This window comes from Rhizobium sp. H4, assembly GCF_003013335.1.
Classification (GTDB): Bacteria; Pseudomonadota; Alphaproteobacteria; order Rhizobiales; family Rhizobiaceae; genus Rhizobium; species Rhizobium sophoriradicis.
This window is the reverse complement of sequence record NZ_PSOW01000010.1, coordinates 91,815-104,752: the sequence shown is the minus strand read 5'-3', so window position 1 is coordinate 104,752 and position 12,938 is coordinate 91,815. Positions and strand designations below refer to the sequence as shown.

The 12,938-nt window shown below is 59.1% G+C and carries 15 protein-coding genes; 6 read left to right on the top strand and 9 right to left on the bottom strand.

All coding sequences use genetic code 11. From position 1 onward, the window contains the following. Positions 1-118: 118 nt before the first annotated feature. The 5 genes from C4N04_RS16975 to C4N04_RS16955 are packed head-to-tail and all read right to left on the bottom strand — an operon-like array spanning position 119 to position 4,404. Positions 119-472 carry a DUF6867 family protein gene (locus C4N04_RS16975; RefSeq protein WP_038690867.1) on the bottom strand — a complete coding sequence of 118 codons (354 nt, stop codon included), beginning with the start codon at positions 470-472 and terminating at the stop codon, positions 119-121. Between the two features lie 18 nt (positions 473-490). Further along, complete coding sequence (locus tag C4N04_RS16970; RefSeq protein WP_170961487.1) at positions 491-1,231, bottom strand: ABC transporter ATP-binding protein; 741 nt, start codon at positions 1,229-1,231, stop codon at positions 491-493. After that, positions 1,231-2,106 carry an ABC transporter ATP-binding protein gene (locus C4N04_RS16965; protein WP_038690869.1) on the bottom strand — a complete coding sequence of 292 codons (876 nt, stop codon included), beginning with the start codon at positions 2,104-2,106 and terminating at the stop codon, positions 1,231-1,233. Before C4N04_RS16965 ends, C4N04_RS16970 begins: the two co-directional genes overlap by 1 nt. Beyond that, positions 2,106-3,497, bottom strand: coding sequence for a high-affinity branched-chain amino acid ABC transporter permease LivM (livM, locus tag C4N04_RS16960; RefSeq protein WP_106796573.1), 1,392 nt, complete (start codon positions 3,495-3,497; stop codon positions 2,106-2,108). Before livM ends, C4N04_RS16965 begins: the two co-directional genes overlap by 1 nt. 4 nt (positions 3,498-3,501) lie before the next feature. After that, a complete protein-coding gene (locus C4N04_RS16955; RefSeq protein WP_010051810.1) occupies positions 3,502-4,404 on the bottom strand; it encodes a branched-chain amino acid ABC transporter permease in 903 nt (300 codons plus the stop codon). A gap of 534 nt (positions 4,405-4,938) precedes the next feature. Between C4N04_RS16955 and cysQ the strand changes: the two genes are divergently transcribed. The 3 genes from cysQ (at position 4,939) to C4N04_RS16930 (ending at position 8,184) form a co-directional block, all read left to right on the top strand. Next, a complete protein-coding gene (cysQ, locus tag C4N04_RS16945; protein ID WP_086156351.1) occupies positions 4,939-5,736 on the top strand; it encodes a 3'(2'),5'-bisphosphate nucleotidase CysQ in 798 nt (265 codons plus the stop codon). A gap of 583 nt (positions 5,737-6,319) precedes the next feature. After that, entirely contained in the window at positions 6,320-7,045 is a 726-nt protein-coding gene (locus C4N04_RS16940; RefSeq protein WP_038690874.1) for a sugar transferase, read from the top strand. Positions 7,046-7,908: 863 nt separating this feature from the next. Then, positions 7,909-8,184, top strand: a complete 276-nt coding sequence (locus C4N04_RS16930) for a DUF1153 domain-containing protein (RefSeq protein ID WP_007533628.1) — start codon at positions 7,909-7,911, stop codon at positions 8,182-8,184. Positions 8,185-8,205: 21 nt separating this feature from the next. On the opposite strand, the gene C4N04_RS16925 is transcribed toward C4N04_RS16930, so the two are convergent. Further along, positions 8,206-8,751 (bottom strand): paraquat-inducible protein A, encoded by a 546-nt coding sequence (locus C4N04_RS16925; RefSeq protein ID WP_170961488.1) that lies wholly within the window; start codon positions 8,749-8,751, stop codon positions 8,206-8,208. A 62-nt stretch (positions 8,752-8,813) separates the two neighbouring features. Between C4N04_RS16925 and C4N04_RS16920 the strand changes: the two genes are divergently transcribed. Beyond that, complete coding sequence (locus C4N04_RS16920; protein ID WP_038690879.1) at positions 8,814-9,092, top strand: GNAT family N-acetyltransferase; 279 nt, start codon at positions 8,814-8,816, stop codon at positions 9,090-9,092. A 100-nt stretch (positions 9,093-9,192) separates the two neighbouring features. Here C4N04_RS16920 and C4N04_RS16915 read toward each other — a convergent pair whose 3' ends face one another. After that, positions 9,193-9,543, bottom strand: a complete 351-nt coding sequence (locus tag C4N04_RS16915; RefSeq protein WP_009991379.1) for a hypothetical protein — start codon at positions 9,541-9,543, stop codon at positions 9,193-9,195. A 436-nt stretch (positions 9,544-9,979) separates the two neighbouring features. On the opposite strand from C4N04_RS16915, the gene ctrA reads away from it, so the two are divergent. After that, complete coding sequence (ctrA, locus tag C4N04_RS16910) at positions 9,980-10,681, top strand: cell cycle two-component system response regulator CtrA (protein ID WP_007533606.1); 702 nt, start codon at positions 9,980-9,982, stop codon at positions 10,679-10,681. 285 nt (positions 10,682-10,966) lie between these two features. Here ctrA and C4N04_RS16905 read toward each other — a convergent pair whose 3' ends face one another. Together C4N04_RS16905 and C4N04_RS16900 are read right to left on the bottom strand one after the other, a co-directional pair. Next, positions 10,967-11,329 (bottom strand): response regulator, encoded by a 363-nt coding sequence (locus tag C4N04_RS16905; RefSeq protein WP_004675721.1) that lies wholly within the window; start codon positions 11,327-11,329, stop codon positions 10,967-10,969. 120 nt (positions 11,330-11,449) lie between these two features. Next, positions 11,450-12,097, bottom strand: coding sequence for a histidine phosphotransferase family protein (locus C4N04_RS16900; protein ID WP_038692755.1), 648 nt, complete (start codon positions 12,095-12,097; stop codon positions 11,450-11,452). Between the two features lie 194 nt (positions 12,098-12,291). On the opposite strand from C4N04_RS16900, the gene C4N04_RS16895 reads away from it, so the two are divergent. Next, positions 12,292-12,879 (top strand): EipA family protein, encoded by a 588-nt coding sequence (locus tag C4N04_RS16895; protein ID WP_009992762.1) that lies wholly within the window; start codon positions 12,292-12,294, stop codon positions 12,877-12,879. The last annotated feature ends 59 nt before the right edge of the window (positions 12,880-12,938 follow it).

Here is a 12,938-nt window from a genome sequence, read left to right as displayed (position 1 = left end):
TGTTACTCCCAATTTTTGGGCGGGTTCCGGTCCAAGGCCCGGCGCATTACCCACCATTGACTGCGCCAGGAAAGCTGTTCCACTCTGAAGGCAATTCATGCCTAGTTTCAACGGACTGTCAATGTTTGTCCTTCCACGAAAACGCGGAAGTTTTTTCGTACAGCCAGTAATAGTTGTTGACCATCTGATTGGTGCGGCGATAGCGGAAGCCGGCCGTCGAGAAGACGAGCAGCGTCACGAAATCGATGCCGTAATAGAGGGCGCTGAGCATCGGTCCGTTGAACAGGGCGTGGTGCAGGAACTGCATCGCCCAGGCAAGCAGGAAGGTATAGACGACGACCAGCGGATAATTGTTCCAGCCGTCGGCAACCGCCTTGCCGGCCCGCCAGGCCGTCCAGAAGCCGATCAGCACGACGAGCGTACGGATGACGATCCGAACGCCGATATCGCTTTCGAAGAAAAGACCCTGCATATCAAACTCTCCCTTCGACTAATGTCTTCCGCCTTCGAGATAGGCGGCGCGAACCTCGGGATTGGCGAGCAGTTCCTTGCCGGAGCCGCTCATCGTCACCTTGCCGTTCACCATCACGTAAGCGCGATGGGAAAGCCTCAGCGCAGCGAATGCATTCTGCTCGACGAGGAATACGGTTAGCCCTTCCTGTTCGTTGAGCTTGCGGATCGCCTCGAAAATGCCCTTGACGATCAGCGGCGCAAGGCCGAGCGAGGGTTCGTCGAGCAGCAGGAGCTTCGGGCGCGCCATCAGCGCGCGGCCGATCGACAGCATCTGCTGCTCGCCGCCCGAAAGCGTGCCGCCGCGCTGGGCGTGGCGTTCCTTGAGACGCGGGAAGAGCGTGAAGATCTTCTCGACGTCCTCGGCGAAATATTTGAGATTGTCGAGGCCGGCGCCCATCTGGAGGTTTTCCAGGACCGTCATGCGCGGAAAGATGCGGCGTCCCTCAGGCGACTGCGCGATCCGCAGGCGCGCAATCTCGTGTGTCGGCAGCTTGGTGATATCGCGGCCCTCGAAGACGACCACGCCCTTGCGGGCCTGTGGACTGCCGCAAATCGTCATCATCAGCGTCGACTTGCCGGCGCCGTTGGCGCCGATGAGGCTGACGATCTCGCCCTTGTTGACCTGAACATCGATGCCGGCCAGCGCACGGATATTGCCGTAATAGGTTTCGACGCCATTCACCTGAAGGAGCGGTTGGCCCGTCATTACTTCGCCCATCAGTTTGCGCCTCCTTCGAGCTGCTCGACGGCTGCGATCACCTCTTCCACTTCTTCATCCTCGACGCCGAGATAGGCCGCGATGACCTTCGGATCGTTCTTGACGTGATCCGGCGTGCCATCGGAAATCTTCTGGCCGTATTCGAGGACGACGACATGGTCGGAGATTTCCATCACCACCGACATGTCGTGCTCGATGAGCAGGATCGACGTTCCGGTTTCAGCCCGGATGCTCTGCAGCAGCGCATTGAGCGTTGCCGATTCCCGCGGGTTGAGGCCGGCGGCCGGTTCGTCCAGGCAAAGCAGCTCCGGGCCGGTGCACATGGCACGGGCAATCTCGAGACGCCGCTGGGCGCCGTAAGGCAGATCGCCTGCCGGATCGTCGGCACGATCGATCAGATCGGCCTTTACCAGCCAATGACGCGCGAGCTCGATCGCCGCGGCGGCCTCTCGCCTGTAGGGGCCGACGCCGATGAGGCCGAGGATGGTATAACCCGATGCCTGCATCAGCTTGTTGTGCTGGGCGACCAGCAGGTTTTCGAGAACCGTCAGGCCGGAGAACAGCCGGATGTTCTGGAAGGTGCGCGCTACCTTCGCTTCTTTGGTGATACGAAAGTCCGGCAGACGCTCCAGCAGATATTGCTTGCCGCTCTTCTGATTAAGCGTGATCATGCCCATCGTCGGCTTGTAGAAGCCGGTGATGCAGTTGAAGACGGTGGTCTTGCCGGCGCCGTTCGGGCCGATCAGCGCGGTGATATCGCCGCGCTTGGCTTCGAAGGAGAAGTCGTTGATGGCCATCAGGCCGCCGAACTTCATCGACAGGTGCTCGACCTTGAGCAGCGTATCGCTCGATATCGTGTTGGTAACGGGGCTCATCAACCGTGGCCCTCCTTGGTAAAGCTTCCGGATATTGCCTTGCGCTCCTTGAGGAAGGCCGTCGGTTCACGCGAGCCTACGAAACCGCGCGGCTTGAACAGCATGACGACGACCATGGCGAGGCCGAAGAGCAGCATGCGGTAGAGTTCCGGCGTGAAGTCTGGCCCGAAGACCACTTTCAGGAAGTCCATTTCGCGCAGCGCCTCGGTGCCGCCGACCATGACGATCGCAGCGATCGCGATGCCGGTCAGCGAGCCCATGCCGCCGAGAACGACGATGGCGAGAACGACCGCCGATTCCAGGAAGATGAAGGATTCCGGCGAGACGAAGCCCTGCCGCGCTGCGAAGAACGAGCCGGCGAAGCCGCCGAACATCGCACCCGTCGCGAAGGCCGTGAGCTTGGTCGTCACCGTGTTGATGCCGAGCGAACGGCAGGCGATCTCGTCTTCGCGCAGCGCTTCCCAGGCACGCCCGATCGGCATGCGGCGCAGCCGGATGGTGACGTAGGCCGTCAGCATGCAAAGCGCCAGGATGAGATAGAAGAGGAAGATCTTGTAGTAGGCGGACGACATCGGCAGCTGGAAGAGCTTGGCAAAGCCGCCGGCCGTCGCATCGAAGGGGATGCCGAACAGCGTCGCCTTCGGAATGCTCGAGATGCCGAACGTCCCCTTGGTCACATCGGTCCAGTTGATGAGGACGAGACGAATGATTTCTCCGAAGGCAAGCGTGACGATGGCGAGATAGTCACCGCGCAGGCGCAGCACCGGGAAGCCGAGGATGACGCCCCAGAGTGCGGCCAAGATGCCGGAAAGCGGCAGCAGCACCCAGAAGGACAGGCCGAAATAGCTTGACAGCAGCGCGTAGGAATAGGCGCCGACCGCGTAAAAGGCGACATATCCGAGATCGAGCAGACCGGCGAGACCGACAACGATGTTCAGCCCCCAGGCGAGCATCACGTAGATCAGGATCTGGATGCCGAAGTTGTCGATCCACTTCAGCGAGCCCTGGGCACCGACCAGCGCCACGATCACGACAGGATAGAGCACGAGCGCAAGCAGCGCGATCTTCAGGAAGTGCCGATGGAAGAAGTTCTTCTCGGTCGAAATATCGAGATCGCCCTCCCGCGCCTTTCTAAGCTTGCGGCGGTCGATGTTCGGCTTGATGAAAACGACCATCAGGAAACGGCCGATGGCAGCGACAGCGACGAAGATCGCAAGCAATCCCCAGCGCTGGACGATGATCAGCTCGTTGTTGATGTTCTGATCGGTCTTCAGACCGACATAGAGAACGAACATGCCGAGTGACAGGACGGCGGCGAAAAGGGCTTCGGTAAGGCCTTTGCGGACAAGTCCGGCATCGGGCTTGCCTGCAGTATTCTCGATGTTTGCCATGACGTTATACCTTCTCGACTTCCGGCCGCCCGAGGATACCCGTCGGCTTGAAGATCAGCACGAAAGCGAGGATGGCGAAGGTCGCCACATCCTTGTACGCGATGGTGAAATAGGCCGACCACAGCGATTCGATCAGGCCGATCATCAGCCCGCCGAGAACGGCGCCCGGCAATGAGCCGATGCCGCCGAGAACGGCTGCGGTGAATGCCTTCACACCCGGCGTAAAGCCGTCGGCGAATGACGCGACACCATAATACATCAGATACATCGTGCCGGCGACGGCAGCGAGTGCCGCACCCATCACGAAGGTGATCGAGATCGTCTGGTCGACGTTGACGCCGAGAAGCGCCGCCATCTTGCGATCCTGCTCGGTGGCGCGCTGGGCGCGGCCAAGCGCGGTACGATTGACGATGTACCAGAAGGCAGCGAGCAGCACCGCGGTGATCACGATGATGATGATCTGCTTCAGCGACACCGAGATGTTGCCGAACTGATAGACCGAGCTCACCATCGGCGGGATCGGCTTGTTGCGCGGACCCTGCGTCACCTGGATGAAGTTGGACAGCACGATCGACATGCCGATCGCGGTAATCAGCGGCGCCAGGCGGAACGAGCCGCGCAAAGGACGGTATGCGACACGCTCGATCGTCCAATTCCACAAACTCGTCATCAGCATCGCGACGACAAGCATCGCCAGCAGCAGAATTGCCACGGGGAGACCTGCGAAGATGGATGTGAGGACGAGGAAGACGATAAGAGCGGCGAAACCACCGAGCATGAAAATGTCGCCATGGGCGAAGTTGATCATGCCGATAATGCCATAAACCATCGTATAGCCGATAGCCACAAGGCCATAGATGGATCCGAGCGTCAGCCCGTTGAAGAGCTGCTGGACGAAATACTCCATATGTCGTTTTCCCCTGGATGCGAGCCGAATATGCTGCATCTCTTTTTGGTTCTTCGGTCACCCGTTTCAGGCAACCTCATGACCGCATGCATAGCGGTTTCGTTGCAAATGTGAAGACAAAAAGGATTTACTCCGGCAGATTCTTGTTCGAACAGGGCTAAATGGCGCATTTTGCACCAAAATCCACAGAAAATCGGCGAAGCACGTCCTGTTGTTAGCCAAAAACCGGCGTCGAATTAACCATCCGGCGATTTCACTCTCAATTTCATGAAGCTCTTGCGCCGTAGGCTATTCCACAGAATTGGAAGATGGAGCAAAATCAGACCCGCAACGCGCCGCTTTGGCGAATCCCATTCCAGCGAATAACTGCCATCTTCGTCTGACAAGACCGAAAGCTTATGGTAGCATCGCAGACTGCGTTATCGGGGTGCGGAGCGCGGGGCAAAACACCATATAAGATTGACTATGGTGGCAGGGATGGTTTGCGGACGAGCGACAACGGGGTGCTCACCGCGCGGCGAACGGCAAAGGACAATGCTGAGGACATTCGAAAAGGCGGCGCTCGAAGCCGGCAGGGCCATCATAACGGTCTTGCGCGAAGGCTTTCCCGTCGCCATGAAGGCGGACGCAAGTCCGGTCACGGTCGCCGACGAGGAGGCCGAACGCATCATCCTCGCGCATCTTGCCCGGGACTATCCCGAAATACCCGTCGTGGCGGAAGAGTCGGTCGCGGCCGGCAGTGTGCCCGACATCAGCGGTCGGGGCTTCTTCCTGGTCGACCCTCTCGACGGCACGCGTGAATTCGTCGACGGGCGGCAGGAATTCACCGTCAACATCGCCTATATCGAGCACGGCGCTCCGGTGGCCGGGATCGTCTACGCTCCGGCGCTCGGACTTGCCTTCTCGGGAGAACGCGGCCACGCCGAAAGGCTCGTGGTTACGGAGGATTTCACTGTCGGCGCACGCAGTGCAATCACCGTGCGCGAACAGCCGACCGACCGTCTGGCGCTGGCGAGCCTTCGCCACAACAGCCCGGAGACCGGAACCTTCCTTGCCGACCATGCGATTTCGAAGTGCACCAATATCGGTTCGTCGCTGAAATTCTGCCTGCTGGCCGAAGGCAAGGCCGACGTCTATCCTCGTTTCACCCGCACGATGGAATGGGACACGGCGGCCGGCGACGCAGTGCTTCGCGCCGCCGGCGGTTCGACCGTGACGCTCGACGGAGCGCCGCTGACCTACGGCAAGACCGGAACGGCAGCCGATTTCGATTTCGCCAACCCGAATTTCATTTCCTGGGGCGGCAGGAAACGCGTCCTCGAGCCCGCCTGACCGCCGGCAAGGATCGCTGAAAGGCCGCAGGCACGTTTCTTCGCCGTTCCGCGCCTTCCACAGGCCCCTTCCCCGTGCCGATTATCTCAGCTCCGCCGGTCATGGACTGATTCGCAGAGCCGGATGACAGACGTGATTCTGCGGGATAGCCCCGTGTCTCCACAGCTTCTGCCTGCAAAAGCTCGTCGATCCCGCCTTGGTTTTGTCACATTTTGGCACTGTTAGATAACAGGCCGACCGTTCTTGCGAAAAAATTTCGCCCCGGTTTCTGTTAAGAAATGACGCTTGTGGGCAATGCGGTACGTACCGAAAAGGAACGTCCGGAGCACCCCGGAAGCCCCTGCCAAAGGCCTAAAAACCTTGACGAAATTCCAATTCTTAACAAAATATCATGAGTTTGCCTCAACTTAACGCAAGTGCGAAAGATTTATTGCGATGCGATATTTCTCTGGACACCATTACACAATTGTCGCATTTTTCCGTTTTAGTAGGGTTACCAACACCTGAGTGCAGCCCTGGTGACAGGGTAAACCATTGATCGCCTATTGCCGCCGCGCCCCTCGAAGACAACAGAGTACGATCCTTGAGCATCACGGAACTAAACAACACCATTTCGACAGAGTCCTTCCGGCCGAGCCGCCGCCAGCAGCCGAGCCTGAAGATCCAGACCCCGGTTATCCACAGCGATGCGTCGCAGGCGCCGTGGGTGGATCTCGTCCTGAAGCGGGCGTTCGACATTGTTTCGTCGTTGAGCGCCCTCCTCGTCCTCGCGCCCTTACTTCTCCTTGTCGCCCTCTTGATCAAGCTGGACAGCCCCGGACCGGTGCTGTTCAAGCAGACCCGTTGGGGTAAGAACTGCAAGGCCATCAAGGTCTACAAGTTCCGCTCCATGCGCACCGATCTCTGCGATGTCTCGGGCGTTGCCCAGACGGTGAAGAACGACCCGCGCGTCACCCGCATCGGCGCCATCCTGCGCCGCACGAACATCGACGAGTTGCCGCAGCTGTTGAACGTGCTGTTGGGCGACATGTCGGTCGTCGGTCCGCGCTGCCACGCGATCGGCATGCGCGCCGGCGGCATGCTCTACGAAGAGCTGGTGCCCGAATACCACCAGCGCCACGCAATGCGTCCGGGCATGACCGGTCTCGCCCAGATGCGCGGCCTGCGCGGCCCGACCGATCGTCCGGCCAAAGCCCGCGCCCGCATCGCCAGCGATCTCTATTACGTCGGGAATTTCTCGATCTGGATGGATATGCGCATCATCGTCGGAACTGTCGCATCGGAACTGGCCGGCGGAAAAGGCTTCTAAGCTTTTTGTGAGAACGGGCCGGCTGCTCGGAGCAGCCGGTACCGGAATGCTCGGGCGACCGCCCGCATGCGGTTGAGCGAATCGCGATTGCCATCTCACTCCTCAGCTACCCCCACGATCATATAGGACGAGAGATCGAGAAGAATCGCGTCTCGTCCCTGCTCCTGCCGTCAGCCGACCCAGCGCCGTTTCTGAGGCGCATAGGACGCTGCAGCACTTTGAATAGGTTCAGGCATCCGATCTGGCGCGAGGTGAGCGCCTTCCAGACTGAGCTGGCCCGAGAAGCGCCTGAGGCGGTGGAGCGATTGCCAAGCCTGCTTCGCTGCCGGCATGGGCGCCATTGCCTAACAAAGGCGAAAATGTATTGTTTCAGGTCAGCGCCACGTAATGCGAAGGCAACGGTATTTCTCACCGCATCCTGGAAGAGCGTGTCCAGATGACGATTTCCTGGTTGGCCGCCCTCCTCGCAAACGCCCCTTCCGCTCAGAAGATCGTCAGGGATCGTCCGCTCCATTGCCGTCACCTGGTCTGTAGCAATAAATGAGTTCGGCGGCCTGGTAAAAGCTGACGAGGCTTTGCTGCCGATTGCTGATCAACGGTTTTCGCTGCCGGCGATGAAAGGCTCACGCCGGAGTGTCGACGAAGACCGTTTGGCTGTGCAAGCGAGGGCAGCAAGCATCAAATCGTATGAACTGGGCCGGGACAAGGGAGGTCGGAGACGAAGTCTTGCGAGGCAGACAGGCATTCATCGGCCACTCCGGGGCGTCTAAATTTGTTATCAAAGTCTTACGTTGGGCTTAGGCAATTTTTAAATGTGGCAGGCTAGAGTGGCGCTCGTGGTCTTGCGTTGTGTAGAGAGTCCAATGACCGAAATGATACGTCCCCGAGTGAAATATGTCATCGGCCCCGATGGCAGCCCCCTGACCATCGCGGACCTTCCGCCGCCCAATACGCGGCGCTGGGTCATCCGCCGGAAGGCAGAGGTTGTCGCGGCTGTTCGCGGTGGCCTGTTGAGCTTGGAAGAGGCCTGCGAGCGTTATACGCTCACGGTCGAAGAGTTCCTGTCCTGGCAGTCGTCGATCAACAGCCATGGCCTCGCCGGCCTGCGCACCACGCGCATTCAGCAGTATCGCCACTGATCGCACGCCAACATCGACGAGTTATTTCGGGCCGGACGCATCTCCCGTCAGGGAGTGCAGAAGGCCCGAAATCATTGACGAGGCCGCATAGCACCACAGGCCAGGCTGGGTGAATGCATCTGCCAACCCCGTCGTCTTTGCCGCCGCAATGACGATCGCGACCAGCAGCACGTCCATCATTGACCACTTGGACAGATGCGGCACGACGCGACGATAAAACAGACTGCCGGCCCCGCCGCCGGCACCTGTCGCTTCCGCAGCGATCCCGACCATCTTCAGAATCGGAAGCACGATCGACACCAGTGCAACGATCGCCGCCAGCAGCCCATCCCCGCCCTGCCAGAGCGAGGCTACGATCTCGACAAGCGATGGGGTCTGATCGAAGAAATACAATGTCTCGAAACGGACCAGCGGCAAGATGAGGCCGAGCGCCAAGAGGAACGGCGCCGCCACGAGCAGAACCGGGCGGATCATCGAAAGCGCCCTCATCCGCGCGAACCTCGCACCGAACCGATCTTTTTCATGAACACTCCGTCTCCTCGAGCAATTGCCTCGCCGACTTGGCATGATCGCGAGGTCGTGTCACCGTCGCCGGCGACAATATCCCCATCCCTCTGCGAGGAAAGACAATGGACATTCGAAACGACGAAGGCGCCTCCGGCGGCCGTTATGCGGCCGAGGTAGAAGGGCATCAGGCGGAAATGACCTATTCGCGCACATCGCCGAAGCTCGTCATCATCGATCATACCGCCGTTCCCGATGCCCTGCGCGGCAAAGGTGTCGGCCAGGCACTGGCGCTGCACGCGGTGGAGGCTGCCCGCACCGGCGGCTGGAAGATCATTCCGCTCTGCCCTTTTTTCAAGGCGCAGGCGCAGCGCCACCCGGAATGGCGCGACGTCGTGAACTGACAAACACCAAAAGCCATGTATGACGGACCAGCACGCCCGTCATACATGGCTTCTCTGTGGCGATTCCCGGGGCGCCGAAGCCGGCGCCCGTCGTTTTCTCTTACGCCCTTGCTCGGGCGCCGCTGTCACGTTCTTCCAGCGCCGACGCCCTTGCATATTCCGCCTGCATCTCCTCAAGCGCCAATTCCAGCGCCTCTTCCTGCATCTTCAATTCCTTGATCGAAACCTGCAGGTTGTCGGCCCGCTGACGCGCGGCCTTGGCGAAGGTCGGATAAGCAAAGTGATTCGGGTCTGATATACCGGACTTCTTTTCCTCGACGACGATCTGGCTCTCCAGATCCTTCGTCATCCGTTCGAATTCGGACATCATCATCTGCAACTGCTGCAATTGACGTCGTTTTTCGTTCACCTGAAACTCTTTCAGGCGAACGAGACTTTCTCGCGACTTCATACGCATTACTCCCGTGATGCGAGACCCCGGCTCAACTTGAAACCGCCCTGCGCGCCGCTTTGACACGGTTTGCTAAAAAATTTCCTGCGATATTAACAAAAACCTACCGCTGGTAACCTTTCGTTTACGGGCATCGTTAATGATAGGCCCGATGATTTAAGGGTCGGTAAATGCCGCGGCATGAAGTTCGAACCTTTTCATTGGCGAGTCGGATGAATCACTTAGCGCTGTTTCCTAATGTTAAAATTGAGGAAAGCCTTTTTGAGATTCCTATTGGAAAACAGAGAAATGGAAAAAATATTTAATAAATTCGATACTCCTTGCCAGAGTGAATCAGAATTTGTTAACCATTTCGTGGCAGCTTCCAAATCACGTAGCTTGTTCGGTAGCGTGTAGGGGGCCAGACCACCTTTCGGCGGCGGTAAAGGGGATAATTATGCGGGTACTTCTCATCGAGGACGACAGCGCTACGGCGCAGAGCATCGAGTTGATGCTGAAATCAGAGAGTTTTAATGTTTATACCACCGATCTCGGTGAAGAAGGCGTCGATCTGGGCAAGCTGTATGATTACGATATCATCCTGCTCGATCTGAACCTGCCCGACATGTCCGGATATGAAGTGCTTCGCACTCTCCGGTTGTCGAAGGTCAAGACACCGATCCTCATTCTGTCGGGCATGGCCGGCATCGAAGACAAGGTTCGCGGCCTCGGCTTCGGAGCCGACGACTACATGACCAAGCCGTTCCACAAGGACGAACTCGTCGCCCGCATCCACGCCATCGTCCGCCGCTCCAAGGGCCACGCCCAGTCGGTGATCATGACCGGCGAACTGATCGTCAATCTCGATGCCAAGACAGTTGAAGTCGGCGGCCAGCGCGTCCATCTGACGGGCAAGGAATACCAGATGCTGGAGCTGCTTTCGCTCCGCAAGGGCACCACGCTCACCAAGGAAATGTTCCTCAACCACCTTTACGGGGGCATGGACGAGCCGGAACTGAAGATCATCGACGTCTTCATCTGCAAGCTTCGCAAGAAACTCGCCAATGCCGCCGGCGGCGCCAACTATATCGAGACAGTCTGGGGCCGTGGTTACGTTCTTCGCGAGCCGGATGGCACCGAATACGCGGAAACCGCCTGAGCTTCCAATCTTCCGATCCCCCTTATCGGAATGACGAAATCCCGCCCTTCCGGCGGGATTTTTCGTTTCCGCCGCACAGGGCCGCCGCCCGAATAAGCGATCAAGACTCGGTCGATCGGCGGGATAGGCGTAAAGAGCGCCGCATCAAACTTGGCGCATGCGACGCACCTTGTTCATTGTTTTATGCATGTCGATCAACGGAGGAGCGCAGCCTCAGCCGGCGTCCGGCTACGCTTCGGCGTTTATGTTCACGGGCGGCCGATTCCGCCGGCAAGAAGCCTGCCGTCAGGCAGCGATCGCGCGGTTCCCGAAAACGGCGGTCAGGATCTTGCGATCGAAGGGTTTGAGCAAGAAATCCGTGGCGCCGGCGCGTTTGCCGGCCATCAGTTTCTTGAGGTCCGCTTCGATGACGCAGTAATAGATCTTGACGTCCTTGCCCCCATCCATCGCGCGGATGGCGGCAATCAGGTCGAGCGCGCCTTCCATGCCGGAATCGACGATCAGATATTCCGGCAGTTCCGCCTGGCAGCGCTGCAGCGCCTCGCTGGCATTGGAAGCCTCGCTGACGAGAAAATCGAGTTCGGAGAGAATGCGCTTGCCGACTTTGCGGACGATGTCCGAATTATCGGTGATCATGAACCTTTGCATGACTGCTCCTTTGCCCCCGCATTCGTCGCAACAAGAGGCCTCTTACAACCCTGGAGGATAGGTCCATCAGGCTAAGGAATCGTTACCGGATGGGCGCCGACGCCCGCCCGGGCTCCGCAATCAAGCAGCAGCGACTACCGCCGTGAACACCAATTCGTCGGCGCTGGCGCTATGATCGAGCGTCATTCCGCACTCTTCAGCCAGCAGCACGGTGTAATAGGGCTGTATCGAATGGGCGTCGATTGCCTCCTCGATCGTGCCGGTCGATATTTCAACGAATTTCGGCGGCAAGCGCATCATCTTGCCCTTGGCGGTGAGCGTGAATTTGGCGTCGAATTCGGGATTTTCCAGCGTCACCTCAAGCACGCCGCCGCGTGGAATGGAGGAATAGGCGACGAGGAAGAGGTTAAGCAGCAGCTTGACCCGGTTCTTGGCAACGATGGCGCGCGGTCCGTTCCAGATAACCTCGGTCTTTTTTTCCGCCACCGCAAAATCCTTGGCGGCCCGCTCGGCCTCGCCGGTGTCGATCGAGGCACCGACGGAACCGGACGCGCCGAAGGCGAGACGCGCGAATTTCAGCCGAACGGAAGCATTGAGGGCGCTGGTGCGGATCAGGTCCATCGCATCGGCATCGGCGCCGCCTTCATCGAGAAGTTCCAGACCGTTGTTGATCGCGCCGACGGGCGAGATGACGTCGTGGCAAACGCGGCTGCAGAGGAGCGCGGCCAGATCCGGGCCGGACAGGGTAAGGTTCGGGTTCTTGGACATCATCGTCTCCTGAGGGGCGGCAATTTCATCGCGCCCGGTAATATGCGTCATCTAAATTGCGCGAAGTTTGCGATCGCATTGGGTGCCATAATGACACCATATTTGGTAAACCGATTGTTAAGATGATCGGCGCAAAATGCAGCAATTGACGCGAGCGGTTGTCCGCTCCCGACCAACGACGAACGGATGACACCATGCGCCCTCGATTTCCGCACCGATTCATCGGCTTCTGCAGGTTGCTCTCGGCCCTCGTCTTCTCCTCGATGATAGTGGCCGGGCCGGCCGCCGCTCAGAACAACGGTCAGTATACGATGCAGGAAATCATCGATACCGGCCACTCCTTCTTTGGCTCCGCCAGCGGCGGTCTTGGCAAGGTGGTGGAAAGCGCCTTCCAGAAATACGGCCTGCCGAACGGTTATATTCTCGGACAGGAAGGCGGCGGCGCCTTCATCGCCGGTCTCACCTATGGCGAAGGCCAGCTGAACACCAAGAATGCCGGCGAGCATCCGCTCTACTGGCAAGGCCCCTCCCTAGGTATCGATTATGGCGGACAGGGCTCGCGCGTCATGATGCTGGTCTACGATCTGCCTTCCATCGACGGCATCTATGCCCGCTTCGGCGGCGTCAGTGGCTCGGCCTATGTGATTGCGGGCTTCGGCATGACGGTGCTGAAGAACAACGACGTGCTGGTCGTGCCGATCCGCACCGGCGTCGGCGCCCGACTCGGCGTCAATGTCGGCTATCTCAAGATCACCCAGGCGCCGACCTGGAACCCCTTCTGAAGCCACAGGAGCGTCGGAAACCGTCGCCACCCGCATCGGCGGCCTTGCCCCGATGCGCC